This is a genomic window from Gemmiger qucibialis (assembly GCF_027689445.1).
Classification (GTDB): domain Bacteria; phylum Bacillota; class Clostridia; order Oscillospirales; family Ruminococcaceae; genus Gemmiger; species Gemmiger qucibialis.
Window position 1 is genome coordinate 17,481 of record NZ_JAQFEN010000008.1, and the last position, 26,133, is coordinate 43,613.

The window sequence follows — 26,133 nt, forward strand, 5'->3', positions numbered from 1 at the left end:
CGGCAGCCGCAATCATAACTCCTCAACGAAAAGATTGATAAAATGCAATGCTGCACCAAGCGGAACCGCGTGCTTGAGGTAATGGCAAAGGGAAATATATTCAGCTTCCTCATCAAACGGATCGCGGCTGGCCGTCAGCCCCCGTAGCTCCTTTAAAAAAGGCGTGAGATATTGAGCGATATACCCGCCCAGCACAATGCGACAGTCAAAAACCATACGGATCGTGGCAAGCGCTGATGCCAAATGGTTGAGATAATCTTTCCATAACGTTTGGTACGCTAAGTTCCCGGCTTCCAAGCCAGCAAAAAACTGCTCCACGGAGATACCCAAATCGGTAGAAATTCGATCAGAAGAACAGTAAGCTTCCAGACAGCCACGCAAACCACACTTACAGGAAAGCCCTTCCGGCTGCACACAAATGTGCCCGAACTCGCCGCTGCGGCCATTCAGACCGGTATAAGGAACACCGTTCATAAGGATAGCGCCACCTACGCCACCTTCTAAGGAAATATATGCCATGCAATCGGAATCTTGCTGAACGTACCATTCAGCATACCCGCCGCTGGTCGCATCATTGCAAACGGAAACAGGGTAAGGAATGCTGCAAATCAGCGGACGAATACTTTGATCCCTCAAATTAAGTGTCGGTGCTGTGACCACACAAGTTCTGTCGGTATTAAAAATGGCTGGTAGCGCGATCCCGACCCCCAGCAGTTTTTCGCGGTTCAGACCAAATCTGTTTAGGGCAATACCGCATAATTCTAAGTGCCGATACGGCGAACGAGGTGCGGCAGATGCCAAGCCAAAAGCGCAGATAATACTGGATGCTGCAAAGGTGAGCGCCGCCAGTGGCGGAAACAGCGAACCGAAGCAGGGGCAGCGGTCGCAGAGTGCGAGGGGCTTTTGCCCCCGAAGCACGATGCAGGTACCGCAACCCGACATTATCGAGCATTTTGGCAACGCAGATGCCGTGCCGCAGCTGCCGGAGCGGTGCTTAAGCCGCAAGGCGGGAATTGTGCGGTGTTGCCTTAGAAAATTTTCCAAATCGGCTGCAAGGAAGTGCCCCATCTCCTTCATGTTGTTGCAATGGGGATGAGGATACTTTTGATGTGCGATTTCATCCAGCCGGAGGTTCGCAGCAATGATCCGAAAATGATCGTCGGTGACAGAAATTCCTACAGAAAAAATGCGCATTTTCATTAATGGTCAATTGAAGAGGCCGGCGCCCACCCGTAGATTCTCCAACGCCATCGATGCGCACCAACCCCGCTTGTGTCAGTTCGTTCAGATTTTGATGTACAGTTGGCATACTGAAATTGAGGCTGTCAGCAATCTCCTGCTTAGAACATCCGGGTGCCTTGTAAATATATTGATAAATCTGGTTCCGGGTCAAGCGACGCCGTTCGGTAGGCGGAAGAGAAAGCTTTTTTATATATAATTCCTTTAAGGCAACACCGCACAATTCCCGCCTTACGGCTTAAGCACCGCTCCGGCGGCTGCGGCACGGCATCTGCGTTGCCAAAATGCTCGATAAGACATCCAGTATTATCTGCGCTTTTGGCTTAGCATTTGCCGCACCTCGCTCGCCGTATCGGCACTTAGAATTATGCGGTATTGCCTTAACTTTTCAAAAGTGAAATCAATGTAAAACACTTTCATCTTACCCAACCACAACAAAAAAGTCAACCGAATCAGAAATTCATGTGGATATATGGCAATATTTTTCGACTGCTTTTTGTTGGTTTTGATGATTGACAGTGATGTATACTTGCAGTATCTTGTGTAAAGAACTTATATAAATGTTCTTTACGAAAGAATGGCTGGAAAGGCGGTATTCTTATGTTGTATATCGGCGTGGATCTGGGTACCTCGGCGTGCAAATTTCTTCCAAGGACATGATCGCCAGCCGAATGCGCAAGCCGTGGATCTGGGTACCTCGGCGTGTAAATTTCTTCTGGTGGACGAAACCGGCAAGGTGTGCAACCAGGTTTCCCGGGAATATCCTCTAAGTATGCCTCATACGGGATGGAGCGAACAGGATCCTTCCTCCTGGTGGCAGGCATGCCTGGATGGCATCCCGGCTCTGCTGGAAGTCTACGCCACCACCCTGCACTACGCCCCCTGCCACACCGACCCCGCCAACGGATTCAAGGTGCTGGTGGCTCTTCCCAAGGGAACCAACACCGACAAGCCGAATATGCCCATCAAGGGCGGGGACGATGCATACCTCTGGGCCTGCAGTGTGACAGCGAGGGCAACCTCCGCGCCTACATCGCCCAGGGCGAAGTTCTGCCTGTGGCCACCCGTTCTTTCGGCGGCATCGGCATCTTTGCCATCCCCGAGATGGGCCGCTTCTACCGCCATGTGCTGATCCAGAAGCGCTACCCCCACCACGGCGCCGTGGCCTTCGGCCATTACGGCAAGGCGCTGTTTGAGGTGTTCAAGTTCCTGGGCATCGGCGACATTGCCTACAACCAGCCCGACAGCCTGCCCTATCCCACCGAGAATCCCTGGGGTTGATTGATTAGAAAGGAAGTCTTTTGTTATGAAATTCTTTATTGATACCGCGAACGTCAACGAGATCCGCGCCGCAAACGACATGGGCGTCATCGCAGGCGTCACCACCAACCCCAGCCTCATCGCCAAGGAGGGCCGGGACTACGCCGAGACGCTGGCTGAAATTGCCACCATCGTGGACGGCCCCATCAGCGGTGAGGTGAAAGCCACCACCACCGATGCCGAGACGATGGTCAAGGAGGGCGAGGCCATCTACGCCCTGGACCCCAAGCACATGGTCGTAAAAATCCCCATGACCGCCGAGGGCCTCAAGGCCATCAAAGCCTTGTCCGCCAAGGGCATCCCCACCAACTGCACCCTGATTTTCAGCGCCAACCAGGCGTTGCTGGCCGCCCGCGCCGGTGCCACCTACGTCAGCCCCTTCCTGGGGCGCCTGGACGATATCTCCCAGCGGGGCATCGAGCTCATCGAGACCATCCACGACATGTTCCTCAACTACCCCGACATCGAGACCCAGATCATCGCGGCCAGCGTGCGCAACCCCATGCACGTGACCGACTGTGCCCTGGCCGGTGCCGACATCGCCACCGTGCCCTACAAGGTCATTGAGCAGATGCTGCATCATCCGCTGACCGATTCCGGCATCGAGAAGTTCAAGGAAGATTACTGCAAGGTGTTTGGTGAGTGATATGACAAAGAAAGAACGTCTGAAGCTGCAGATCGCAGCCTGCAAGGTGCGTATGGGCGTGATTGAATCCACCCACGGTGCCAAAGCCGGGCACCCCGGCGGCAGCCTGTCCGCCGCCGATATGTTTACTTACCTTTATAATAAGGAAATGCGCGTCGACCCAACCAACCCGAAATGGGAGAACCGGGACCGGTTCGTGCTCTCCAAGGGACATACCGCGCCGGGGCTGTACAGCGCGCTGGCCTACCGGGGATTTTTCCCGGTGGAGGACCTGCCCACCCTGCGCCACATTGACAGCTATCTGCAGGGCCACCCCAATATGAACACGGTGCCCGGTGTGGATATGTCCACCGGCAGCCTGGGCCAGGGCATCTCCTGTGCGGCAGGCATGGCCAAAGCCGCCAAGTACCTGCACAAGGATGATGTGCGTGTGTATGCTCTCCTGGGCGATGGTGAGATCGAGGAGGGGGAAGTGTGGGAAGCGTTCCTTTTCGCCGCCAAGTACAAACTGGATAATCTCTGTGTCATTATTGACCTGAACGGGCTGCAGATCGACGGCCCCACCAGCGAAGTGATGCCCACCGACCCGGTGGATGCCAAGATGCGGGACTTCGGGTTCCGTACCGTCACCATTGACGGTCACGACTTCGCCCAAATCGAAGATGCGTTCCAGTATTTCCACAACCAGACAGGCGCCCCCACAGCCGTCCTGATGAATACTACCAAGGGCAAGGGCGTCAGCTACATGGAAAACCAGGTAGGCTGGCACGGCAAGGCCCCCAACGACGAGGAATACAAGATTGCCATGGACGAGCTGAACGCTCAACTGGCAGAACTGGAGGCGCAGGTATGAGTGAGGTCAAAAAAATTGCCACCCGCGACAGCTACGGCGCCGCGCTGGTAGAACTGGCAAAAGATCACCCCGACGTGGTGGTGCTGGACGCCGATTTGGCCGCCGCCACCAAGACCGGCGTCTTCAAAAAAGCCTATCCCGACCGCCATTTTGACTGCGGCATTGCCGAGAGCAACATGATGGCCACCGCCGCCGGTATGGCGGCTATGGGGCTGGTGCCCTTTGCCTCCAGCTTTGCCATGTTCGCCGCAGGCCGCGCCTTTGAGCAGGTCCGCAACTCCATCGGCTACCCCCACCTGAACGTCAAGATCGGTGCCACCCACGGCGGCATCTCGGTGGGCGAGGATGGCGCCTCTCACCAGTGCTGCGAGGATTTCGCCCTTATGCGCTCCATCCCCGGCATGACGGTGCTTTGCCCTGCCGACGATGTGGAGGCCAAGGCTGCCGTCAAGGCTGCCTATGAGCACGAAGGCCCCGTCTACCTGCGCTTCGGCCGCCTGGCCCTGCCAGTGTTCCATGATGAAGCTACCTTCAAGTTCGAGATCGGCAAGGGCGAACAGCTCACCGAGGGCAGCGATGTGGCCATCATCGCCACCGGCCTGGAAGTGAACGAGGCCCTCATTGCCGCCGAGCAGCTGAAGAACGAGGGCATCCAGGCCCGGGTGATCAACCTGTGCACCATCAAGCCGCTGGATGAGGAACTGGTCGTCAAAGCGGCCAAAGAGTGCGGTGCCGTCGTCACCTGCGAGGAGCACAGCATCCTGGGCGGTCTGGGCGAGGCCGTGGCCGCCGTGCTGGGCGAACAGTGCCCCGTCCCCATGCGCCGCGTGGGCGTCAAGGACGTGTTCGGCCACTCCGGCCCCGCATGGGAACTGTTGGAGCAGTTCGGCCTGCGTTCCGACGCCATCATCGCCGCTGTAAAGGAGCTGGTGTAAGATGATCGCCATCGGCTGCGACCACGGCGGATACGAACTCAAGCAGAAGATTTTGGCTCACCTGCGGCAGCGCGGACTGGAATACCGGGACTTCGGCTGTGATTCTACCGCTTCGGTGGATTACCCCGTCTATGGCAAGGCGGTGGCCCATGCCGTGGCATCGGGCGAGTGCGAAAAAGGTATCGTCATCTGTAGTACCGGCATCGGCATCTCCATCGCCGCCAACAAGGTGCCCAGCATCCGCTGCGCGCTGTGCGGGGATTGCTTCTCTGCCAAAGCCACCCGCCTGCACAACAACGCCAACGTGCTTGCTCTGGGCGCGCTGGTCACCGGACCCGGCCTGGCGCTGGAAATCGTGGACATCTTCCTGGACACGCCTTTCTCGGAGGAGGAGCGTCACAGCCGTCGGGTATCCCAGCTGGAGGAAGAATAATGTTTGAACTGTGTGCATCCATTCTGGCCGCCGACTTTGCCAATCTGGAGCGGGACATGCGGGCGGCCAATGCCGCCGGTGTGGATGCCTTTCACATCGACGTGATGGACGGGCACTTTGTGCCGGCCATCTCCTTTGGTACGGGCATGGTGCGTACGATGGAACGCCTGACCACCAAACCCCTAGACGTTCACCTGATGGTGGAAAAGCCGCTGGATTTTCTGCCGGAACTGGAGGAACTGGGGGTAAAGCGGGTCTCGGTCCATTACGAGATTCCGGGCGGGCCGGAAGCGGCCCTGCGGGCCATCTGCGCCGCCGGGATGCAAGCCGGGCTGGTACTCAACCCCGAAACGCCGGTGGAATCGGCCCTGCCGTACCTGGCCCAAATTTCGCAGCTGCTGCTGATGACGGTATACCCCGGTCGCGGCGGGCAGGTCTATCTGCCCGGCAGCAACGAGAAGATCGCTGCTGCCAAAAGTCTGCTGCAAGGGCAGGGGAGCAATACCGTCATCCAGGTGGATGGCGGCATCACCCCCGGTACCCTGCCCGGCGCCTATGTGGCCGGGGCACGGAGCATTGTGGCGGGTAGTGCGTTTTTCTATGGAAACATATATCAAAATGTGTGTGCATTGCGTTCGGAGAAGGCAAAACCGTAGATGTTTGTAGTAAAAGGCGGCACCAAAAAAAGAGTAGACTGTTTGGCAAATGAATGTACCGCAAAATCTGTATGGGTTAATTGCCCAGTTTGCCACAATAAGACGAAAACAAAGATTTATCAAGATACATTGGCGCTTCGTTTCCCGATGTATTGCCCGAAATGCAAAAAGGAAATGCGGGTAGATATCATCCGAAGAAAAATCTATCCCTGCACAAAGGTCTATAAATAGCAGCAAGGCCCGCTTTTCATGCAACTGAAAAGCGGGCCATTCTGTCTGATCACCTGCTTCGTTAACTTCATCAACCGCGTGTGAGCGGCGGTTGCGGGCCTGCTGGTGCCGGACTTTATCTATAACATCGGAACCACGATGCTCAACGGTGACATTTTGATGCTGATCTTCTTCTTTGTCAACAAAATCATCTTCCCGGAGAGGGAAGCAAAAAAGTATAGGGCAATACCGCATAATTCTAAGTGCCGATACAGCGAGCGAGGTGCGGCAGCTGCTAAGCCAAAAGCGCAGATAATACTTTGTGTATTATCGAGCATTTTGGCAACGCAGATGCCGTGCCGCAGCCGCCGGAGCGGTGCTTAAGCCGTAAGGCGGGAATTATGCGGTGTTGCCATAGGAATAATTTCCGGTATTGTGTGCAAAACCCTCTGCTGTAAGGCGGGGGCCTTTTTGTATGCAGGTATAGCAAAGCGGGCGGCCAAATGGGCACACATTTTGGCTGAAACGACTGTTTTGTGCAAAAAGCCTTTGCAGCGTTTGCGCTTTTGGAGACAGTATGCTATAATAACCTATAATGTGTGTAGTATACCCTGCATACAATACTGATAACGCTGCCGCACAGGCAGCCAAAAAACAAAAGAAAGAGTTGATGGTTCTCCAATGGACGATGGCAGTAGTATATTTATGATCACCGCACTGATCGTTTTGATCATGTTGTCGGCCTTTTTTTCGGCATCGGAAACAGCATATTCCTCGCTGAACATGATCCGCTTAAAAAGCCGCGCGGAGGATGGCGATAAGCAGGCAGCCAAGGTTCTGGCCCTGGCTGAACGGTATGACAGCCTGCTGAGCACCATTCTGATCGGCAACAACATTGTAAACATCGGTGCGTCTTCGCTTGCAACGGTGCTGTTCAGCCGGTTGTTGGGCAATGCTTACGGCCCCACGGCTTCCACCATTGTCATGACCTTACTGGTTTTGACGTTTGGCGAAATCACCCCCAAAAGCATGGCGAAGGAAATGCCGGAATCCATTGCAATGGCCTTTGCGCCGGCGCTTGGTGCCCTTGTGGCGGTATTTGGGCCGCTGAACTTTATTTTTGGCAAATGGAAAAGCTTTTTGGCCGGCCGCTTTTATACCGACGAAAAGGACACCATTACCGAAGGTGAGTTGGTAACCATGGTGAGCGAAGCCGAAAAAGACGGTGAGCTGACCAACCGCGAAAGCGAGCTGATCCGCAGCGCCATTGAATTTGACGATGTGGAAGCCCAGGACGTTCTGACCCCGCGTGTGGATGTGATCGCCGTGGCGGATGATACCCCCATGGACGAAGTGACCGAAACTTTTGCCGACAGCGGCTATTCCCGCCTGCCGGTATACCACGAAACCATTGATAACATCATTGGCGTGGTACATGAAAAAGATTGTTTTGCCGCCATGCGCAAGGGCGATGAAGATGTCAAGCTGGAAAGCCTGATCGGCCCCACGCTGTACACAACCAGCGTGACCCCCATCTCCGCTTTGCTGCGCACTTTGCGGGAAAGCAAGCACCATATGGCAGTTGTGGTGGATGAATACGGCGGCACTGCGGGCATCATCACGCTGGAGGATATCCTGGAAGAGCTGGTTGGCGAGATCTGGGATGAACATGATGAAGTGGTGGAGGATATCCGCCAGCAGAGCGATGGCAGCTGGCTGATTGCCGGCGGTGCCAGCGTGGACGATGTGGCCGAGGAGCTGGATATCCGCGATAAAGAGGAAATCGACGCGGTGGCCATCGGCGGCCTGGTGCAGGAAAAGCTCAGCCGCCTGCCCAAAGTGGGAGACCATTTTGTGTGGGGCAGCTTTGACGGTACCGTGACCCGTGCCACCAACCGCCGCGTGCAGGAAGTACGCCTGGTAAGCCGCCCGCCGGAGCCGGAAACCAAAAAGCCGGACCGCCGCGACCGCGACAAAGACTGAGAACGCGATAAATAATGCAACAGAGAACCTGGGAAGAACAAACTTCCCAGGTTCTTTTTTGTGGATTTTTGAGGCGGGTTCTGGTATGATGGAGATAGGAGTTAGTCAAAAATAACGCAGGGGTCTGAGGAGGGAACGTTTATATGGAAGTACAGGAATTTGGCAAACAGAACAGCCGCAAAATTATGCTGCTGCCCGGCAACATGATGAGCTGGCGCTAGTTTGAAGCGGTGATTCCGCTGCTGGAAAAGCAGTACCATGTGATCGCCGTCAGCACGGACGGCTATGATGATACCGGCAAAACTACCTTTACCACGGCGGAAGCAATGGCCGAAAAGCTGGAACAGTATATCAAAGAAGAACAGGATGGTGCCATCGACCTGGTGCTTGGCGAATCCATGGGCGGCGCAACGGCAGGTATGCTGTTCCACCGGCAAAAAGTTAAGGTAGGCGCTATGATTTTGAGCGGCCCGCAGTACATGAACCTTGGTATGTTCAGCTGGGTGCTGACCGCCATTGTGCCGCGCAGCCAGTATAACCTGACAAAGAAGATTCAGTCTGTGGATAAGCTGCCGTGGATGCTGCGGCTGTATACCCGCGGGGACGACCAAAAGCTGCTGAACCAGTTCCAATATGTGGCAAAAAATATCTCGCTTGCTACATTGGAAAATGCCACCAAGGAAGCCCTGCGCCTGTATCCCGTGATCGACACTTTTGCCCCTGACCCGGAAGCGAAGGTGGCCATCTGGTACGGTTCCAACGAGCCGAACATGAAAAAAGCGATGCAGAAATTAAAACGCGCCTACCCCAACGCGCAGGACCACCCCTTTGTCGGGTACGGCCACGGCGACATCATTGGCCACCTGGATGTGATGGCAAGGGACATCATCGCCTTTATGAAAAGCTGACGCTCGGCGAGGGATCCGGCACGGCGCATTGCAACCCATTGACGCGGTAGGAAATGGTGGTATAATTAAGGCAATACCGCATAATTCTAAGTGCCGATACGGCGAGCGAGGTGCGGCAGATGCCAAGCCAAAAGCGCAGATAATACTGGATGTCTTATCGAGCATTTTGGCAACACAGATGCCGTGCCGCAGCTGCCGGAGCGGTGCTTAAGCCGCAAGGCGGGAATTGTGCGGTGTTGCCTTAAATTTCAGGCAACGAAACAGGGGGATTTGCGCATGATATATCTGGATTATTCGGCCAACACGCCGGTGGACCCCCGTGTGCTGGAAGTATACTGCCGCACCGAGCAGAATTTTATCGGCAACCCCAATTCCACCCACTGCGCCGGGCAGGCCGCCCGACAGGAGATGAACCGTGTGACCGGCCTGATTGCGGCACAGCTGGGGGTGCTGCCGGAGGAAATCATTTATACATCCGGCGCAACGGAAGCCAACAACCTTGCCTTAAAGGGCATGGCCCGCGCGGCCCGGCATGTGGGGCGGCATATCATCTCCACCCCGCTGGAGCATTCCAGCGTGGGGGCAACATTGACGGCCTTGCAGCAGCAGGGGTACGAGATCGATCTGCTGAACATTGGCCGGGATGGCAGAATTGACCTGGAACAGCTGGAAGAGCTGCTGCGCAAGGATACCGTACTGGTTTCCATCTGCGGGGTGGACAGTGAACTGGGCACCGTGCAGCCGGTGCGGGAGATCGCCGCGCTGGTGCACCGCTGCCCCAACTGCTGCCTGCATGTGGATGCCACCCAGGCCGTGGGCAAAACGGCCCTCTGGCTGGACTGTGTGGATACCATGAGCTTTACCGCCCACAAGTTTTACGGCCCCAACGGCATTGGCGTGCTGTACAAGCGCAAAGGGCTGGTGATCGAACCCCAGATGAACGGCGGGGCCAGCACTACCATTTACCGCAGCGGCACCCCCACCCTGGGCCTTGCCGCGGCTTTGCAGGCGGCGCTGGACCTTGCGCTGGATGAACAGCCCCAGCGCTGCGCCTGTGTACAGGCACTGCATGATACTTTGTGCGCAGAGCTGCAAAAGCGCCCCGGCGTGCGCATCAACAGCCCGGCGGGTGCGGTGCCGCACATTGTAAACGTGAGCGTGGCGGGCATCAAGGCCGGGGTGTTCCAGCAGGCGTTGAGCGGGCAGGGGGTATGTGTGTCCGTCAAATCGGCCTGCTCCACTGACGGCACACCGTCCAAGGCGGTGTTTGCCGTCAGCCGGGACCGCAAAAATGCGCTCAGCTCATGGCGCATCAGCCTGAGCCACCTGACCACCGAAGAGGAACTGAACGGATTTTTGGCAGCATTTGACCGCTGCCTGAAGGATTTGCAAAAGGAGAAATGACCATTGGAACGCCAGATGGAACCCTGCCAGCTGATTGAACGCAGCATTATCAAAAAATACCGCAAAGAGTTGTGGACCCCTTTTATTGTGGCGGTCAAGCGCTATGAACTGGTGCAGGCGGGAGATAAAATTGCCGTGTGCATTTCCGGCGGCAAGGACAGCATGCTGATGGCTAAACTGATGCAGGAGCTGCAGCGCCACAGCGATGTGCCCTTTGAGTTGGTGTTTTTGGTGATGGACCCCGGCTATAATGAGATCAACCGCCAGAAGATCGAAAGCAACGCCGCACTGCTGAATATCCCCATCACAATTTTTGAGACGGATGTGTTTGCGGTCGCCAACAACAGCGATAAATCCCCCTGTTACCTGTGCGCCCGCATGCGCCGCGGCTACCTGTACAAGAAGGCTCAGGAGCTGGGCTGCAACAAAATTGCACTGGGGCACCATTTTAATGATGTGATCGAAACAACCGTGATGAGCATGTTCTATGGCTCCCAGCTGCAGGCTATGCCGCCCAAGCTGCACAGCACCAACTTTCCCGGCATGGTGCTGATCCGTCCGCTGTACTGCGTGCGGGAGGAAGATATCATTGCCTGGAAACGCTATAACGACCTGGAATTCATCCAGTGCGCCTGCCGCTTTACCGAAAACTGCACCACCTGCGACAACGGCGGCGGTGGCTCCAAGCGGCAGGAAGTCAAGGTGCTGCTGCGCCGCCTAAAGCGGGATAACCCCAACATTGAGAACAGCATTTTCCGCAGCATCCACGGCGTTGCGCTGGATACCATGCCCGGCTACAAGACCGAAGGGCAGGAACATAGCTTTTTGGAGCGCTTTGACCGCGTGGAAGCAGAGCTGCAAAAAGAGTTAAAAGAAAAGCAGAAGCAGGAAGCAGATAAAACCGAATAAAAGCAAAACACATCCCCCGGCGGGCCGCCCAATACGGCGCTGCCGAGGGATGTGCTTGTTTATAAAGATATAAAATCAGATAAATTTGCCGGTCTGGCTGGCGGGGGTGTGGCGGATAACGTCCGGCGTGCCGGCGGCCACCACCGTGCCGCCCTGGGCACCGCCGCCCGGGCCCATATCAATGATGTAGTCTGCGTTGCGGATCACATCCAGGTCATGCTCAATGACGATGACGGTGGCGCCGTGCTCGATCAGGGTCTGGAACACGCCGAGCAGAACCTGCACATCGGCGGGGTGCAGGCCGATGGTGGGCTCATCAAAGACAAACAGAGAGTCCGACTGGGCTTTGCCCATTTCGCTGGCCAGCTTCAGGCGCTGGGCCTCGCCGCCGGAAAGGCCGGGCGTTTCCTCGCCAAGGGTCAGGTAGCCAAGGCCGAGTTCCTGTAAAACAGTCAGCCGCTGGCGCACCACCGGCCAGTCGGCACAGGCGGTCAGGGCAGTGTTCACATCCATATCCATCAGCTGCGGCAGGGAATATCTGGTTCCGGACTTGCTGGTGTAAAAAATCTGCCCGGCCTCCTTGGCATAGCGGGAACCGCGGCATTCGGGGCAGGGAATCTCCACATCCGGCAAAAACTGTACATCCAGGCTGATGCTGCCGGTGCCATCGCACACGGGGCAGCGCAGCTTGCCCGTGTTGTAGGAAAAATCGCCCGCTTTATACCCGGCCTGCCTGGCATCCGGGGTGGCGGCAAACTTTTTGCGCAGCTCATCATGCACATTGGCATAGGTGGCCACGGTGGAGCGCACATTGATGCCAATGGGTGCGGCATCGATCAGCTTGACCTGGGTGATGCCGTCCGGCACAATAGAGCGTATATGCTCCGGTAGATTTTGGCCGTGGATGGCGGCGTTCAGGCCGGGAACCAGGCTTTCCAGCACAAGGGTGGTCTTGCCGGAGCCGGAAACCCCGGTCACCACAGTCAGCCGCCCCTTGGGAATTTCGATGTCCAGCGGCTTTACGGTGTGGATGGCATTGGTGGAAAGCTGAATGCGCCCCAGCGCGAACAACTCGCTTTGCGGGGCCTGGGGTCGCAGGCACTGCGCTTTGCCCGCCAGGAACGGCCCAATGCGGGAAGCGGCGTTTGCTTCAATGGCCAGGATGCTGCCCTGGGCAATCACCTGGCCGCCGCCCGCACCGGCCTGCGGCCCCATCTCAATCAGCCAATCGGCTTCGGATAGAATCTGGGTATCATGGTCCACCAGAATGACCGAGTTGCCATCGTGGATCAGGTCCTGCATCACGCCGGTCAGGCCGGTGATGTTGGCGGGGTGAAGCCCAATAGAGGGTTCATCCAGCACATACAGAACGCCGGTAGTGCGGTTGCGCACCGCGCGGGCCAGCTGCATGCGCTGGCGCTCGCCGGTGGAAAGGGTAGCCGCGGCGCGGTCCAACGCCAGGTAGCCCAGCCCCAGGTCCATCAGCCGCTTGGCCACCGTTTGGAACGATTCACAGATGCTCTGCGCCATGGGGCGCATTTCTTCCGGCAGGGCGGCGGGAACCCCGCTTACCCAGGCAACCAGGTCGGAAAGGGTCATGCGGCAGGCTTCATCCAGCGGGATACCCTGCAGCCTGGGCGCGCGGGCTGCAGCGCACAGCCGGGAACCGCCGCAGTCCGGGCAGATATCCTGACGCAAAAACTTTTCCACCCGCTTCATGCCTTTTTCGTCCTTGACTTTGGAGAGTGCATTTTCCACCGTGCGTACGGCGCTGTAATAGGTAAAATCCAGTTCCCCGGCCTGCTCGCTGTTTTTGGAGTGGTAGAAAATGTGCTTCTTCTCAGCCGGGCCGTCATAGACGATCTCTTTCTCCACATCGGTCAGGTCGCGGAACGGCACATCGGTGCGCACCCCCATGGCGCGACAGACATCGGTCATCAGCGACCACATCAAAGAGTTCCAGGGGGCCACAGCGCCCTCGTCAATGGTCAGGCTTTCGTCCGGCACAAGGGTGGCGCGGTCAACGGTCTGTACGGTGCCGGTGCCGCCGCAGGTGCGGCAGGCACCCTGGCTGTTAAAGGCAAGCTCTTCCGCCGAAGGGGCGTAAAAGCGGGCCCCGCATTCGGGGCAGATCAGCTCCTGCCCGGCGGCCACGGCCAGGGTGGGCGCAAGATAATGCCCGTTGGGGCAGCGGTGGCTGGCAAGGCGGGAATACATCAGCCGCAGGCTGTTCAGCAGCTCGGTGCCGGTGCCAAAGGTGCTGCGGATGCCCGGCACCCCCGGCCGCTGGTGCAGCGCCAACGCGGCGGGAACATACAGAACCTCGTCCACATCAGCTTTGGGGGCCTGGGTCATGCGGCGGCGCGTGTAGGTGGAAAGTGCGTCCAGATACCGGCGCGAACCTTCGGCATACAGCACGCCCAGCGCCAGCGAAGATTTGCCGGAACCGGATACACCCGCAATGCCGACGATTTTGTTCAGCGGCACATCGACATCAATATTTTTTAGGTTGTGTACCCGTGCCCCGCGGATCTCAATATGATCGACCATACAAACAGCAGCCCCCCAGTTGGATTTATTATAAGGCAATACCGCATAATTCCCGCCTTGCGGCTTAAGCACCGCTCCGGCAGCTGCGGCACGGCATCTGCGTTGCCAAAATGCTCGATAAGACATCCAGTATTATCTGCGCTTTTGGCTTGGCATCTGCCGCACCTCGCTCGCCGTATCGGCACTTAGAATTATGCGGTATTGCCTTAAAACCATTATACCACAGGGGTGCAACAAAACAAAAAAAGCGGTGCCCCGCCCTGACCGATTGGGGTCAAGGGCGGGGCACCGCTGAGACTTATTCAGTTATGCCGCAAAGGCAGATCGGTTATTCACCAATTTCAACGCGGGTCACATCAGGTTCCTTCTTGGGAGCTTCCTTCGGGAAGGTCAACTCCAGGATGCCATCGGTGAACTTGGCGCTGACATCCTTGGGCTGCAGGTCGGTGCCAACATAGAAGCTGCGGCTGCAGGCGCCGGTGTAACGCTCCTGGCGGATATACTTGCCTTCGGGGGCCTTTTCGTCTTTATCCAGGCCCTTGGCGGCGCTGATGGTCAGGTAGCCGTTTTTCAGCTCAATGTGGATCTCATCCTTCTTGAAGCCCGGCAGATCAATGGCCAGCTCATAGTTGGTATCGGTCTCGCGGATATCAGTCTTCATCAGGTTGCGTGCATGCTTGCCGTACAGCGGGTTGCGTGCGTTCATCATACCAAAGGAATCGTCAAAGAAATCATCAAAAAGATTTTCACCAAAAACAGTCGGCAACATAAGTCATAACCTCACTTTGTAAAAATCTGGAATTTTATTTGGTGCCTCTCCGGGAAGTCTGACGCTTCCCGAGCCTTGCGGCTCCTTGGCGGTGTTTCCCGGAACGCTCTTGCGTTCCGCACCCCCTCTTTCAAGGTACGCTTTTATTATAACCCTAAAATTAGCACTGTCAATAGCAGAGTGCTAATGTTTACAACCTATGCAATGATTGTTCACAAAATATATAATATTGGAAAATGGCGGAAAAACCCGCCACAAAATAAGACGAACATTCGATATAAAACCATGGTGCGATAAAGCGAGAAACAATGCTGGATTTTGGATAACATAAAAAATTGGCAGAGAAACTATTCGATAAACAAGGCTGTGACAACGTAAGGCGGGGAGAAACAGCGGAATAAGGCTGCCGAACTGGGCCGTCCGCTGCCCGGCATGACCCAGTGGTGCGGGGGAAAAGCTGTGATTTTGAAGTTATTTAGCCCAAAGGACAATTTGACGGAAAAAAAGAAAGCAAAAACGGGGATGCGAGATGAAAAACGAAGAAACAGCTTAATAGAATAAGGCGATCGGCGGCAAAAATCCCCCTGATGCCGACAAAAAGTGCTTGCAAAATTTTGGCAGTATGCTATAATCAGAACAATCCAAACACGGAGCAAGGACAACGGGGTCCGCAGTGCAAAAGCTGCGGACCCCGTTCTGATTCTGGAGACAAAAGCATAAAAAGAACAAAAGAGATTTTGCTTTTGCACAAAGGCGTGCGGCACCCGCTTGACGGCGGGGCTGCGCGCTTTTTGTTTGGTCAGGAGATATCCGAGGCAACACCGCACAATTCCCGCCTTGCGGCTTAAGCACCGCTCCGGCAGCTGCGGCACGGCATCTGCGTTGCCAAAATGCTCGATAAGACATCCAGTATTATCTGCGCTTTTGGCTTGGCATCTGCCGCACCTCGCTCGCCGTATCGGCACTTAGAATTATGCGGTATTGCCCTGAGAGAAGAAAGCAGAACGAACATGAAAGAAAGAGGGGCTTACGATGAAAAAGGCAACACGGGTTCTTTCTCTTACCATGGCGGCGGCGATGGCGGCAGGCGTTTTGGGCGGCTGTTCTTCCAGCGCACAGGGCGGCACAGCCAGCACGGCAGATACTTCCAGTGCCGCTTCCACCACAGCATCCAGCGCGGACAGCGGTAATGTGATCCGCGTTGGTGTGGTCTGCTCCATGACCGGCGGCTCCGCTATTTACGGCGAGGGTGCCCAGAACGCGGTGGATATGGCTGTGGAGGAGATCAACTCCGGCGATTCCGGCTACACGGTCGAGATCGTCAACGGCGGCAAGGTGGCTGACGATGCCAAGGACGCCAAGCAGGCCATGAACGCTTACAACAAGGTCATGGCAGATTCCCCGGCCGCTATCGTGGGCAGCTTCTTCTCTTCCGTTACACTGCCTATGGCGACCCAGGCTGCCAATGACGGAATGCTGCTGCTGGCAACCGGCGCTACCAACGTGGATGTGACCCAGAAAGGCTCCACGATCTTCCGTAACTGTTTCATTGACCCGTATCAGGGCAAGATGGCCGCCCTGTTTGTTAAGAGCAAGGGATTCAGCAAGGTAGCCGTGATTTATGCCAAGGATGATGACTATTCCAACGGCCTGAAGGACGCTTTTGTAGAAAACTGCGAGGCCAACGGCATTGAAATTACCTATACCGGCGAGTGCATGAGCACTGATACTGACTTTTCCTCCCAGGCAGCACAGGCCGTGGCTTCCGGCGCAGAGTTTTTGTATTATCCCTGCTTCCTGGATACGGTACCGCTGTTTGTAGGCGCAGCGCGCAATGCGGGCTTTACCGGTACCATCATGGGCGGCGATGCCTGGGATGGCGCGGATACCACCGGCCTGGAAGACAAGTTTGATGACTGCTACTTTACCAACCACTACTCCAGCGAGGATACCGCCCCCGCCGTTCAGAACTTTGTACAGAAGTACACCGAAAAGTACGGCACCGAAAGCCTGAACGCCTGCGCGGCCCTGTACTATGACGCCATCTACATGCTGCTGCAAGCTGCCGAGAATGGTGGCGGCACCGATACCGCAAGCCTGGTAAAAGGCATGACCGGTATGGAGTTTACCGGCGTTGGCGGCAAGATCAAGCTGGACGAAAACGGCGACGCCATCAAGAGCATTGCATTCAACACCTTTGTTGACGGCAAGGTCAAGTGGTCTGAGACGCTGGATTCCGATGGCAACCTGGTTTCCTCCGCTGAGTAAAGTTTTTTAGTTTTCCCTAAACACCCCCTCCAGAGCAAAGGCGCAATGGTGCGCGCGGCAATGCAAGCAGCCGCGCGCACTTTTTTATTTTTTTTGATTCCCCCGAATCAAACATTCACAAAAAATGATAGGAAAGGTGAATGGACCATGACTGCATCATTATTTGTTCAGGGCCTGATCAACGGCCTGAACCAGGGCGCTATTTATGCGCTGATCGCGTTGGGCTACACCATGGTTTACGGTATCATCCGCATGATCAACTTTGCCCACGGCGATTTTATCATGATCGGTGCTTACACATTGTTTTACACCATCCCGCTGATGGTCGATGCGGGAATGCCCGCCTGGATGGCCGTGATTGTGGCCGTTGCGGTGTGCGCGCTGGTTGGTGTGCTGGTTGAGATCCTGGCTTACCGCCCGGTGCGCAAGGCCGGGCCCATGTCCGCCTTGATTACCGCACTGGCCATGAGCATCTTTTTGGAAAACCTGGCCATGGTGCTGTTTGGCGCCAAGCCGCACAACGTGCAGGCTATTTTCAGCCTGCCCACCATTACGGTCGGCGGGGTATCGCTGCCGCTGAACGTGCTGCTGACCATTGGCATCGGCGTTGCGATGATGCTTTGCATGCAGCTGTTTGTAAAAAAGACCAAGCTGGGCAAGGCCATGCGCGCCGTCCCGCAGGATAAGGATGCTTCCACCCTGGTGGGCATCAACGTGAACAAGATCATCACCCTGACCTTTGCCATCGGCTCCGGTCTGGCGGCGGTGGCAGCGCTGATGTACTGCTCTACCTACCCCCGCGTTACCACCGATATGGGCTCCATGATGGGCATGAAAGCCTTCATCGCCGCAGTTCTGGGCGGCATTGGCATCATCCCCGGCGCCATGATCGGCGGCATTCTGGTCGGCCTGATTGAAATTTTTGTCAAGCTGTTTGCCCCCGGCTGGTACGAAGCCGTTACTTACGGCACATTGATCGTGATCCTGCTGGTCAAGCCCGCCGGTATCCTGGGCAAGAACACCGGCGAAAAAGTGTAAGGGAGGGAGCAGAGCAATGAGTAAAAAAATAAAAGGCTCCTATCTTTTGGACGCTGTGGGCGTGGCGCTGGTGTTTGCCCTGTTGACAGGGCTGTTCGCCGCCAATGCGTTCGGCACCTCCACCACCTATATTCAGGGCATCTGCACCACCGCCTGCTACACCATCATCATGGTCACATCGCTGAACCTGGTAGTTGGCTTTATGGGCGAGTTCTCCTTGGGGCATGCGGGGTTTGTTTCGGTCGGCGCTTATGTCTCCGCCATTGTATCCGGCGCGCTGGCAGGCAAAGGGCTTTCGGATCTGGGGCTGTTCCTGATCGCGCTGCTGGTCGGCGGCCTGGCTGCGGGCATCATGGGCGTACTGGTCGGCATCCCGGCGCTGCGCCTGCGCGGCGACTATCTCGCCATTGTCACCATGGCGTTTGCCGAAATCATCCGCGTCTGCTTCTGCAACTTTTCCATCACCGGCGGCGGTAAAACAATGAGCGGCATCCTCAAGCTGTCCACCTTCCCGCGGGTATTCTGGATCATGGTGGTCTGCGTTGCCATCATGTACCTGTTCGTCCGCAGCAAATATGGCCGCACCGTGCAGGCCATCCGTGAGGACTACATCGCGGCTTCGGCTTCCGGCATCAACGTGACCTATTACAAGGTCATGACCTTTGCCATCAGCGCATTCTTTGCCGGCATCGGCGGCGGTATTTATGCCCATTACATGACGGCAATGATCCCCACCAACTTCAACTTTAACTATTCCGCAGAGCTGTTGAGCGAAGTGATCATCGGCGGCACCGGTTCGCTGACCGGTTCCATCATCGGCGCAGCGTTCCTGAGCGCTTTACCGGAACTGATGCGTGAATTTTCTACCTACCGCATGCTGGCCTACTCGGTGGTTCTGGTGCTGGTCATGCTGTTCCGTCCCGGCGGCATCTTTGGCCGGTGGGAGTTCAGCCTGACCCGCGCGCTGGAAAAACTGACCGGCCGCGGCACGGTAAAAGCAAAAGCAGAAAAGGGGGCCTGAACCATGGCACAACCCGTTTTGAAATGCCAGCACCTTGGCATCCAGTTTGGCGGCCTGAAAGCCGTGGATGATTTTAATATGGAAATCGGCGAATCCGAGCTGGTGGGGCTGATCGGCCCCAACGGCGCAGGCAAAACCACCGTGTTCAACCTGATCACTGGTGTGTATAAGCCGACCGAAGGCTCCCTTTACCTGAATGGTGAGCGGATGAACGGCAAAAAGACCCACCAGATCGTTCATGCAGGCATTGCCAGAACTTTCCAGAATATCCGCCTGTTCAAAAAAATGACGGTGATCGAAAACGTCAAAGCTGCCATGCTGGAAGAACTGACCTACAACATGCCGCAGGCCATCTTCCGCACCAAGGCGTACTGGCAGCAGGAAGCCGCCGCCACCGCACGCGCCAAAGAGCTGCTGCAGGTGGTGCACCTTTCCGGCAAGGAGGACCTGGAGGCCGACAACCTGCCCTATGGTGAGCAGCGCCGCCTGGAGATTGCCCGCGCGCTGGCCACCAACATGAAGCTGCTGCTGCTGGACGAACCGGCCGCCGGTATGAACCCGACTGAAACGGAGGAACTGCTGGAGATTATTGATTATATCCGGAGCGAATTCAAGGTATCGGTGCTGCTGATCGAGCATGACATGAGTTTGGTCATGAAAATCTGCGAGCGAATCCAGGTGCTGGACTTTGGTACCACGATCGCTTCCGGCACACCGGCAGAGATCGCCAATGACCCCCATGTGATTGAAGCATACCTGGGCAAAGACAAAGAGGAGGAGGTCGAAGCGGATGCTTGAAGTAAAAGACCTTCATGTCAATTACGGCGCGGTACACGCGCTGAACGGCATATCGCTGCATGTGGATGACGGCGAGATCGTATCCCTGATCGGGGCAAACGGCGCGGGCAAAACCACCACCCTGCGCACCATTACCGGGCTGGAAAAAGCTGCGTCCGGCAGCGTGATGTTTGACGGGCACGACCTGCGCAAGGCGGAACCCAGCAAGATCATTACCTACAAGCTGGCCCATGTGCCGGAAGGGCGGCATATCTTCCCCCAGATGACGGTGGAAGAAAACCTGGAAATGGGCGCTTATGCCGACCCGGCCGGGATGGAAGAGACGATGAAGGATGTGTATAAGCGCTTCCCCCGTCTGGAAGAGCGCCGCCGCCAGCTGGCGGGCACACTTTCCGGCGGCGAGCAGCAGATGCTGGCCGTAGGCCGCGCCCTGATGGCAAAGCCCAAAATGATTTTGATGGATGAACCTTCGATGGGCCTTTCGCCCCTGCTGGTCAAAGAGATCTTTGCCATCATTCAGGAAGTAAACAAGCAGGGCATCACGATCCTGCTGGTGGAGCAGAACGCAAAGATGGCGCTGGCCATCTCGGACCGCGCCTATGTGCTGGAAACCGGCAACATCAGCATTGAGGGCAACGCCGCGGATCTGCTGAACGACCCGCGCGTGAAGAAAGCCTATCTGGGCCAGTAAGGAGGGGTGGAAAATGTATCCCAATTATCCGTATTTTGCAGTCGCCATTACCCGCACCTGTGGTTCGGGCGGCGGCAGCTACATTGGCAAGCAGCTGGCAAAGGCATTTGACATTGACCTGTATGACCGCAAGCTGCTGCGCCTTGCCTCAGAGGACAGCGGCATCAGCGAGGAACTGTTTGCCCACGCCGATGAGAACACCCGCAAAACCATGCTGTACCGGGTTTCGGAACGGGTGTATGACGGCAGCATCATCCCGCCGGAAAGCGGCAACTTTATCAGCGATGAAAACCTGTTCAACTACCAGGCCAAGGTGCTGCGGGAGCTGCTGAACGAGGAAAGCTATATCTGCGTGGGCCGCGCGGCGGACTTTGTTCTGCGGGATAAGCCCAACGTGCTGACCGTGTATGTGGATGCCCCCTATGACTGGCGTGTGGAGCGCGAGATGAAGCGCCAGGGCATTGGCAGCAGCCAGGCCAAGCACTATATTGACAAGCTGGACCGCTACCGTGAAAGCTATTACAAATACCACACCGGCCGCCAGTGGAAGCGGGTGGAAAATTATGACCTCTGCCTGGATTCCGCCGCCATTGGGCTGGATAACTGCGTGGAGCTGATTAAAAAAGTGATTGAACTGAAATTTGATGGGAAAGCCAAATAACGGCTGAACATAAAGGCAACCAAGATGAGAGGAGTAAGGGAAAATGGAATCCATTGCATATTATGATGGCAAAATCGGCGCACCGGAAGAATTGATGGTGCCGTTCAATGATCGCGTTCACTTTTTTGGCGATGGCTGCTACGATGCCACCGTTGGCGCGAACGGCAAGGTATACCTGCTGCAGGACCACCTGGACCGCTTTTTTACCAGCGCCAAGGCACTGGATATCAACATCCCGATGAGCAAGGCCGAGCTGGGCAGGCTGCTGACCGACCTGCTGGCCAAGGTGGACAGCAAGGTCAACTTTGTATACTGGCAGGTCACCCGCGGTGTGGAGCCCCGCAACCATGTGTATGAGGAAGGCGTGCCCGGCAAGCTGTGGGTTTCCATCCGGCCCAACACCCTGAACGACCCCGACAAGCCCATCCGCCTGAACTCTGAGGAGGACACTCGCTTTTACCACTGCAACATCAAAACGCTGAACCTGCTGCCCAGCGTTATGACCGCCCAGCGCGCCAAGCTGGCCGGCATGAGCGAGACCGTGTTCCACCGCGGGGATATTGTAACGGAATGTGCGCATTCCAACGTTTCAGTGCTGAAAGACGGGATTTTCTATTCCCACCCGAACGATGAACTGATTTTGCGCGGCATTGCCAAGACCCATATGCTGCAGGCCTGCTACCGCCTGGGCATTACCGTGATGGAAAAACCGTTCACGGTGGATTTCCTGCGCGATGCGGATGAGATCATCGTGACCTCCTCCTCCAACTTCTGCCTGCATGCCTGCGAGTTTGAGGGCAAGCCCGCCGGCGGCAAGGACCCCGCTACCCTGAAAGCCATCCAGGATGAAGTGCTGAAAGAGTTCTATGACTATACCGGCTGCGAAAGTCTGTGGGGCTGAAAAGGGGGAAAACACCATGACCCGTGACGAACTGGAAAAACGCAATGTAGGCGAAAACCTGGATGCCATCATGTGTCTGGACCCCCGCGGTTACGGGGTGTGCCGCATTTTGTACGCGGGCAGCCGGGCATATACCGGGGAGCCGACCGCTATGCACGCAGCCGAAGCGTTGTGCAAAGCTATCCACCCCGGCGATCCGGTGTATATCCTGGTCGGGTTTGTATTGCTGCCCCACAAGGTGCCGGAAATGGACGGTTCTGTCAGCGCAATTCTGCTGGCGCGGTCTCTGGTATTGGCCTTTGGGGCAAAGCCGATCATCGTCTGCCCGCAGGACAGCGTGGAAGCCTTTAAGAAATGCGGCAATGTGGTGGGTCTGCATGTGTATGAGGACCTGGATACCGCCATGGAGCTGCCGCTGAGCCTTGGCGTTGTGGCCTTTACCAAAGATAAGGCCAAAGCCCCCGCCCAGGCCAAAGCGCTGGCGGATAAGATTTTACCAGCAGCGGTAATCTCGGTGGAAGCCTGCGGCGGCAACGCCAAGGGTGTTTACCACAATGCGGTGGGCAAGGATGTGACCGCACTGGAAGCCAAAAGCGATGTGCTGTGGAACGAACTGCGCGCCCGCGGCGTGCCCAATGTGGCCATCGGCGATCTGGGCAATGAGATCGGCATGGGCACCATTGGGGAGCACATTAAAAAATATGTGCCCTTCACCGCCCCCGGCGAATGCCAGGACGGCTGCTGCGGCGGCATTCTGGCCGCAAGCAGCACCGATAACATCATCACGGCAACCTGCTCTGACTGGGGCTGCTATGCGCTGATGGCCGCGCTGGCCTACCTGAAAAAGGATATGGACATCCTGCACCGGGAGGAGATGGAAAGCGAGGTCATGCGGGTGCTTTCCCGCAATGGCATGATCGATATGACAGGCTCGCTGCTGCCGGGTGTGGATGGGTTTGATACCCGCATGAACGTTGGCATTGTCAGCATGATGCGGCAGTGCACGGCGTATGCGGTGCGGTATTCCCACAATTCGGACCACTGGTTCGGCCCGGTGCTGGCAAAGAAATTTTTTGAGCAGGCATAAAGCAGGTTGTGCTATAATAGGCACATTGGCCTTGGTCAGGAAGCAGTGAACCCAAAACGGCACGTTTAGGGACCGTAGGGGCGCACAATGTGCGCCCGCGAACCCTTAAAGCGTTTCGCAGCCCAAACGTCGGCGGGCGAGCAATGCCCGCCCCTGCGAAAACGTATCGGTTCGACATGCGGGACGATGCAAGCATCGTCCCCTACAAATGGGGTAGAGCGGTATACTCAAAACGATATGTTTGCCTTATAGAGAACGTAGGGGCGCACAATGTGCGCCCGCTAACCTAAAGGTACAGCACACTTCCTGACCAGCCCCAAAATACCGGACGCAAAGGGGATTTTTGTTATGATCCAGTTTACCCCCGTGGGGGACAGCGGCGTGCTGGCCGTCTGCGGCAGTGAGATCAGTGAACAGGTGAACGCGCAGGTTATGGCGCTGGATGCCGCTGTGCAGGCGGCGCAGCTGCCCGGCGTGGTGGAAACAGTGCCCACCTATGCGGCGCTGCTGGTCACGCTGGACCCTTTGCAGACCGATGCCGATACCCTGATCCCCGCGCTGCGCCGTCTGTGGGACGCTTTGCCCCCGGTCAGCAGCACCGCGGCCGGGCGGCTGGTGGAGGTGCCGGTGTGTTACGGCGGAGATTACGGCCCCGACCTGGCCTTTGTGGCACAGCACGCCGGGCTGACCGAACAGCAGGTCATCGACATCCACTGCGGGCGGGACTACCGCATTTTTATGCTGGGGTTTCTGCCGGGGTTCCCGTACCTGGGCGGCATGGATGAACGCATTGTCTGCCCCCGGTTGCAGACCCCGCGCACCAAGATCCCCGCGGGGGCGGTGGGCATTGGCGGCAAGCAGACGGGCATCTACCCGCTGGCTTCCCCCGGCGGGTGGCAGCTGATCGGCCGCACGCCGCTGCGCCTGTTTGACCCGGCTGGCGGCGGCAAACTGCCTTACGCGGCGGGGGACCGCATCCGGTTTGTGCCCATCAGCCCGGAAAAGTTTGAAACCATCCAGAAAGAACAGGGGGCGGCACTATGAACTTGCATGTGATAAGCCCCGGCCCGCTGACCACCGTGCAGGATGCAGGCCGCACCGGCTATGCCGCGCGGGGGTTCCGCACCTGTGGAGCGGCGGATGGTTACGCTATGCGGACCGCCAACCTGCTGGCGGGCAACCCCCAGGCAGCCGTTGCCGCCGTGCTGGAAATGACCCTGCAGGGCGGCAAGTATCAGTTTGACGGGGACGCTGTTTTTGCCCTGGCGGGGGCCGATATGCCCGCCGCGCTGGATGGCTGCCCGGTGCCCGCCTATACGCCGCTTTTGGCCCGCGCGGGGCAGGTGCTGGCAATCGGCGCGGCCCGCAGCGGGCTGCGCGGCTACCTGGCTGTGTTTGGCGGCGTGGATACCCCGCCCGTGCTGGGCAGCCGCTCCACCGACTTAAAATGCCGGATGGGCGGGCTGGATGGCCGCGCACTGAAAGCTGGGGATGTGCTGCCCATTGGGGCGGCACCCGCCATGGTGGAACAGCGCTGGCAGCAGATCTGCGCCAAAGGGGCAAACCGCCCGCTGGGCACGGCGCGCACCCCCGCAAGGCCGTGGCGCTTTTTGGGCGGGCGGAAGCTGCCGCTGTTCCGTGCGGTGCCCGGCCCCCAGACCGATGCCTTTACCGCAGTGGGGCAGGCCGCATTTGTACACGGGGTATATGCTTTGACAGCAGACTGTGACCGCATGGCCTGCAAATTGCAGGGGCCGCAGATCGAGACTGTGGATGGGTCGGACATTGTATCGGACGGCATTGTGGCGGGTTCGGTGCAGGTATCGGCCAACGGGCAGCCCATTGTGATGCTGGCTGACCACCAGACCACCGGCGGGTATGCCAAAATTGCAACCGTCATCAGCGCTGACCTTTCGGCCATGGCGCAGCTGCGCCCCGGCGAAAAGCTGGCGTTCCAATATGTGACCGCGGCGCAGGCTGTTGCAGGAGCCAGGGCGCAGGCGGCCGTGCTTGACAAAATCAGGGAGCGGATGAAATAATGGACTTTGCAGCCATGAAACCGGCCGACCTGCGCGGGCTGATCCGCAAGGGCGAACTGACCGGCCCGACCACCGGCATGTGCAACGGTTATGCCCAGGGCAACCTTGTGGTGCTGCCCAAGGCGCTGGCGTGGGACTTTTTGCTGTTCTGCCAGCGCAACCCCAAAGCCTGCCCGCTGCTGGAAGTGGCGGACGCAGGCGAGCGAACCTTTGCCCAATTTGGCAAAGGCAGCGATATTGCTACCGATATCCCGCGCTACCGGGTGTACGAACACGGCGAGCTGACCGGGGAATACACCGATGTGAGCAAATTCTTTGAGGAGAGGAACGACCTGGTCAGCTTTTTGATCGGGTGCAGCTTCTCCTTTGAATCTGAACTGCTGGAAGCGGGCATCCCGGTGCGCCAGATCGAAGAGGGCGTGAATGTGCCGATGTACAACACCAACATTCCCTGTACCCCGGCGGGGGTGTTCAGCGGAAACATGGTGGTCAGCATGCGGCCCATCCCGTACCGGCAGGTCCCGGCGGCAGCTGCCATTACAGCGGGCATGCCCCGCGTGCACGGTATGCCGGTGCAAATCGGTGAGCCGGAAGCCATCGGCATCCATGATTTGGCTCACCCGGATTACGGCGATGCCGTGACCATCAACCCCGGCGAAACACCGGTGTTCTGGCCCTGCGGCGTGACCCCGCAGAACGTTGTGATGCACTCCAAGCCGGAGTTCTGCATCACCCATGCGCCGGGGCACATGTTTGTGACCGACGTAAAAAATGTGGAGCTGAAATATTAAGAGCAGATAGTAAAAACCGCAGG

The 26,133-nt window shown here is 57.2% G+C and carries 26 protein-coding genes and 1 pseudogene; 23 read left to right on the forward strand and 4 right to left on the reverse strand.

Going from position 1 to position 26,133, the window contains the following annotated elements; translation table 11 throughout:
* Nucleotides 1–12: 12 nt before the first annotated feature.
* A complete protein-coding gene (locus PG062_RS11490) occupies nucleotides 13–1,200 on the reverse strand; it encodes an ROK family protein (RefSeq protein WP_270752400.1) in 1,188 nt (395 codons plus the stop codon).
* Entirely contained in the window at nucleotides 1,118–1,462 is a 345-nt protein-coding gene (locus PG062_RS15930; RefSeq protein ID WP_408611415.1) for a winged helix-turn-helix transcriptional regulator, read from the reverse strand. The genes PG062_RS11490 and PG062_RS15930 overlap by 83 nt, the downstream gene beginning before the upstream one ends.
* A gap of 354 nt (nucleotides 1,463–1,816) precedes the next feature.
* Here PG062_RS15930 and PG062_RS11495 point away from each other — a divergent pair, with 354 nt between their 5' ends.
* The 12 genes and pseudogenes from PG062_RS11495 (at nucleotide 1,817) to PG062_RS11550 (ending at nucleotide 11,496) form a co-directional block, all read left to right on the forward strand.
* The gene (locus PG062_RS11495; protein ID WP_270752457.1) at nucleotides 1,817–2,371 is read left to right on the forward strand and encodes an FGGY family carbohydrate kinase; all 555 of its coding nucleotides are present in this window, start codon (nucleotides 1,817–1,819) and stop codon (nucleotides 2,369–2,371) included.
* Nucleotides 2,257–2,520 (forward strand): annotated as a pseudogene (locus PG062_RS11500) (fucose isomerase); the annotation flags it as partial. The gene PG062_RS11495 and the pseudogene PG062_RS11500, both read left to right, overlap by 115 nt.
* A 25-nt stretch (nucleotides 2,521–2,545) precedes the next feature.
* Entirely contained in the window at nucleotides 2,546–3,205 is a 660-nt protein-coding gene (gene fsa, locus PG062_RS11505) for a fructose-6-phosphate aldolase (protein ID WP_114000680.1), read from the forward strand.
* 1 nt (nucleotide 3,206) lies between these two features.
* Complete coding sequence (locus tag PG062_RS11510) at nucleotides 3,207–4,058, forward strand: transketolase (protein WP_270752401.1); 852 nt, start codon at nucleotides 3,207–3,209, stop codon at nucleotides 4,056–4,058.
* Nucleotides 4,055–4,993: a transketolase family protein gene (locus tag PG062_RS11515; protein WP_270752402.1), complete on the forward strand. Its 939-nt coding sequence runs from the start codon at nucleotides 4,055–4,057 to the stop codon at nucleotides 4,991–4,993. The genes PG062_RS11510 and PG062_RS11515 overlap by 4 nt, the downstream gene beginning before the upstream one ends.
* Nucleotide 4,994: 1 nt before the next feature.
* On the forward strand, nucleotides 4,995–5,426 hold the full coding sequence (rpiB, locus tag PG062_RS11520) for a ribose 5-phosphate isomerase B (RefSeq protein WP_114000677.1): 432 nt from the start codon (nucleotides 4,995–4,997) through the stop codon (nucleotides 5,424–5,426).
* The gene (locus tag PG062_RS11525; RefSeq protein ID WP_270752403.1) at nucleotides 5,426–6,082 is read left to right on the forward strand and encodes a ribulose-phosphate 3-epimerase; all 657 of its coding nucleotides are present in this window, start codon (nucleotides 5,426–5,428) and stop codon (nucleotides 6,080–6,082) included. Before rpiB ends, PG062_RS11525 begins: the two co-directional genes overlap by 1 nt.
* Nucleotides 6,083–6,313 carry a cysteine-rich KTR domain-containing protein gene (locus PG062_RS11530; RefSeq protein WP_309439690.1) on the forward strand — a complete coding sequence of 77 codons (231 nt, stop codon included), beginning with the start codon at nucleotides 6,083–6,085 and terminating at the stop codon, nucleotides 6,311–6,313.
* 660 nt (nucleotides 6,314–6,973) lie between these two features.
* Nucleotides 6,974–8,275: an HlyC/CorC family transporter gene (locus PG062_RS11535; protein WP_270752404.1), complete on the forward strand. Its 1,302-nt coding sequence runs from the start codon at nucleotides 6,974–6,976 to the stop codon at nucleotides 8,273–8,275.
* Between the two features lie 230 nt (nucleotides 8,276–8,505).
* Nucleotides 8,506–9,183: an alpha/beta fold hydrolase gene (locus tag PG062_RS11540; protein WP_270752405.1), complete on the forward strand. Its 678-nt coding sequence runs from the start codon at nucleotides 8,506–8,508 to the stop codon at nucleotides 9,181–9,183.
* Nucleotides 9,184–9,459: 276 nt separating this feature from the next.
* Nucleotides 9,460–10,587, forward strand: coding sequence for a cysteine desulfurase family protein (locus PG062_RS11545; RefSeq protein WP_270752406.1), 1,128 nt, complete (start codon nucleotides 9,460–9,462; stop codon nucleotides 10,585–10,587).
* 3 nt (nucleotides 10,588–10,590) lie between these two features.
* A complete protein-coding gene (locus PG062_RS11550) occupies nucleotides 10,591–11,496 on the forward strand; it encodes a tRNA lysidine(34) synthetase (protein WP_114001101.1) in 906 nt (301 codons plus the stop codon).
* A 75-nt stretch (nucleotides 11,497–11,571) separates the two neighbouring features.
* Here the strand turns inward: PG062_RS11550 and PG062_RS11555 are convergent, their stop codons facing one another.
* Together PG062_RS11555 and PG062_RS11560 are read right to left on the reverse strand one after the other, a co-directional pair.
* Nucleotides 11,572–14,046: an excinuclease ABC subunit UvrA gene (locus PG062_RS11555; RefSeq protein WP_270752407.1), complete on the reverse strand. Its 2,475-nt coding sequence runs from the start codon at nucleotides 14,044–14,046 to the stop codon at nucleotides 11,572–11,574.
* Between the two features lie 328 nt (nucleotides 14,047–14,374).
* Nucleotides 14,375–14,815, reverse strand: coding sequence for an Hsp20/alpha crystallin family protein (locus PG062_RS11560; RefSeq protein WP_114001099.1), 441 nt, complete (start codon nucleotides 14,813–14,815; stop codon nucleotides 14,375–14,377).
* Between the two features lie 1,032 nt (nucleotides 14,816–15,847).
* Here PG062_RS11560 and PG062_RS11565 point away from each other — a divergent pair.
* The 11 genes from PG062_RS11565 to PG062_RS11615 all read left to right on the forward strand — a co-directional run bounded on the left by PG062_RS11565 (nucleotide 15,848) and on the right by PG062_RS11615 (nucleotide 26,110).
* Nucleotides 15,848–17,083, forward strand: coding sequence for an ABC transporter substrate-binding protein (locus PG062_RS11565; RefSeq protein WP_270752408.1), 1,236 nt, complete (start codon nucleotides 15,848–15,850; stop codon nucleotides 17,081–17,083).
* 147 nt (nucleotides 17,084–17,230) lie between these two features.
* Nucleotides 17,231–18,121, forward strand: coding sequence for a branched-chain amino acid ABC transporter permease (locus tag PG062_RS11570; protein ID WP_114000810.1), 891 nt, complete (start codon nucleotides 17,231–17,233; stop codon nucleotides 18,119–18,121).
* A 16-nt stretch (nucleotides 18,122–18,137) separates the two neighbouring features.
* Entirely contained in the window at nucleotides 18,138–19,142 is a 1,005-nt protein-coding gene (locus PG062_RS11575) for a branched-chain amino acid ABC transporter permease (RefSeq protein WP_270752409.1), read from the forward strand.
* A 3-nt stretch (nucleotides 19,143–19,145) separates the two neighbouring features.
* A complete protein-coding gene (locus PG062_RS11580; protein WP_114000812.1) occupies nucleotides 19,146–19,940 on the forward strand; it encodes an ABC transporter ATP-binding protein in 795 nt (264 codons plus the stop codon).
* The gene (locus tag PG062_RS11585) at nucleotides 19,933–20,631 is read left to right on the forward strand and encodes an ABC transporter ATP-binding protein (protein WP_114000813.1); all 699 of its coding nucleotides are present in this window, start codon (nucleotides 19,933–19,935) and stop codon (nucleotides 20,629–20,631) included. Before PG062_RS11580 ends, PG062_RS11585 begins: the two co-directional genes overlap by 8 nt.
* 13 nt (nucleotides 20,632–20,644) lie before the next feature.
* Complete coding sequence (locus PG062_RS11590; RefSeq protein ID WP_270752410.1) at nucleotides 20,645–21,292, forward strand: cytidylate kinase-like family protein; 648 nt, start codon at nucleotides 20,645–20,647, stop codon at nucleotides 21,290–21,292.
* Between the two features lie 43 nt (nucleotides 21,293–21,335).
* Nucleotides 21,336–22,193, forward strand: a complete 858-nt coding sequence (locus tag PG062_RS11595) for an aminotransferase class IV (RefSeq protein WP_270752411.1) — start codon at nucleotides 21,336–21,338, stop codon at nucleotides 22,191–22,193.
* Nucleotides 22,194–22,209: 16 nt separating this feature from the next.
* On the forward strand, nucleotides 22,210–23,280 hold the full coding sequence (locus tag PG062_RS11600; protein ID WP_158538902.1) for a DUF4392 domain-containing protein: 1,071 nt from the start codon (nucleotides 22,210–22,212) through the stop codon (nucleotides 23,278–23,280).
* 348 nt (nucleotides 23,281–23,628) lie between these two features.
* Nucleotides 23,629–24,324, forward strand: coding sequence for a 5-oxoprolinase subunit PxpB (gene pxpB, locus PG062_RS11605; protein ID WP_199488118.1), 696 nt, complete (start codon nucleotides 23,629–23,631; stop codon nucleotides 24,322–24,324).
* Nucleotides 24,321–25,319, forward strand: coding sequence for a 5-oxoprolinase subunit C family protein (locus PG062_RS11610; RefSeq protein WP_270752412.1), 999 nt, complete (start codon nucleotides 24,321–24,323; stop codon nucleotides 25,317–25,319). Before pxpB ends, PG062_RS11610 begins: the two co-directional genes overlap by 4 nt.
* Nucleotides 25,319–26,110, forward strand: coding sequence for a putative hydro-lyase (locus PG062_RS11615; RefSeq protein WP_114000818.1), 792 nt, complete (start codon nucleotides 25,319–25,321; stop codon nucleotides 26,108–26,110). The genes PG062_RS11610 and PG062_RS11615 overlap by 1 nt, the downstream gene beginning before the upstream one ends.
* Nucleotides 26,111–26,133 lie beyond the last annotated feature (23 nt).

Coding starts and splice junctions, on each gene's coding strand:
- PG062_RS11545 (WP_270752406.1), top strand. CDS start 9,460: ATGATATATCTGGATTATTCGGCCAACACGCCGGTGGACCCCCGTGTG.
- PG062_RS11525 (WP_270752403.1), top strand. CDS start 5,426: ATGTTTGAACTGTGTGCATCCATTCTGGCCGCCGACTTTGCCAATCTG.
- PG062_RS11515 (WP_270752402.1), top strand. CDS start 4,055: ATGAGTGAGGTCAAAAAAATTGCCACCCGCGACAGCTACGGCGCCGCG.
- PG062_RS11585 (WP_114000813.1), top strand. CDS start 19,933: ATGCTTGAAGTAAAAGACCTTCATGTCAATTACGGCGCGGTACACGCG.
- PG062_RS11535 (WP_270752404.1), top strand. CDS start 6,974: ATGGACGATGGCAGTAGTATATTTATGATCACCGCACTGATCGTTTTG.
- PG062_RS11615 (WP_114000818.1), top strand. CDS start 25,319: ATGGACTTTGCAGCCATGAAACCGGCCGACCTGCGCGGGCTGATCCGC.
- pxpB (WP_199488118.1), top strand. CDS start 23,629: ATGATCCAGTTTACCCCCGTGGGGGACAGCGGCGTGCTGGCCGTCTGC.
- PG062_RS11580 (WP_114000812.1), top strand. CDS start 19,146: ATGGCACAACCCGTTTTGAAATGCCAGCACCTTGGCATCCAGTTTGGC.
- PG062_RS11570 (WP_114000810.1), top strand. CDS start 17,231: ATGACTGCATCATTATTTGTTCAGGGCCTGATCAACGGCCTGAACCAG.
- PG062_RS11600 (WP_158538902.1), top strand. CDS start 22,210: ATGACCCGTGACGAACTGGAAAAACGCAATGTAGGCGAAAACCTGGAT.
- PG062_RS11595 (WP_270752411.1), top strand. CDS start 21,336: ATGGAATCCATTGCATATTATGATGGCAAAATCGGCGCACCGGAAGAA.
- PG062_RS11565 (WP_270752408.1), top strand. CDS start 15,848: ATGAAAAAGGCAACACGGGTTCTTTCTCTTACCATGGCGGCGGCGATG.
- rpiB (WP_114000677.1), top strand. CDS start 4,995: ATGATCGCCATCGGCTGCGACCACGGCGGATACGAACTCAAGCAGAAG.
- fsa (WP_114000680.1), top strand. CDS start 2,546: ATGAAATTCTTTATTGATACCGCGAACGTCAACGAGATCCGCGCCGCA.
- PG062_RS11560 (WP_114001099.1), bottom strand. CDS start 14,815: ATGTTGCCGACTGTTTTTGGTGAAAATCTTTTTGATGATTTCTTTGAC.
- PG062_RS11510 (WP_270752401.1), top strand. CDS start 3,207: ATGACAAAGAAAGAACGTCTGAAGCTGCAGATCGCAGCCTGCAAGGTG.
- PG062_RS11490 (WP_270752400.1), bottom strand. CDS start 1,200: ATGAAAATGCGCATTTTTTCTGTAGGAATTTCTGTCACCGACGATCAT.
- PG062_RS11530 (WP_309439690.1), top strand. CDS start 6,083: ATGTTTGTAGTAAAAGGCGGCACCAAAAAAAGAGTAGACTGTTTGGCA.
- PG062_RS11495 (WP_270752457.1), top strand. CDS start 1,817: ATGGCTGGAAAGGCGGTATTCTTATGTTGTATATCGGCGTGGATCTGG.
- PG062_RS11590 (WP_270752410.1), top strand. CDS start 20,645: ATGTATCCCAATTATCCGTATTTTGCAGTCGCCATTACCCGCACCTGT.
- PG062_RS11575 (WP_270752409.1), top strand. CDS start 18,138: ATGAGTAAAAAAATAAAAGGCTCCTATCTTTTGGACGCTGTGGGCGTG.
- PG062_RS11555 (WP_270752407.1), bottom strand. CDS start 14,046: ATGGTCGATCATATTGAGATCCGCGGGGCACGGGTACACAACCTAAAA.
- PG062_RS11610 (WP_270752412.1), top strand. CDS start 24,321: ATGAACTTGCATGTGATAAGCCCCGGCCCGCTGACCACCGTGCAGGAT.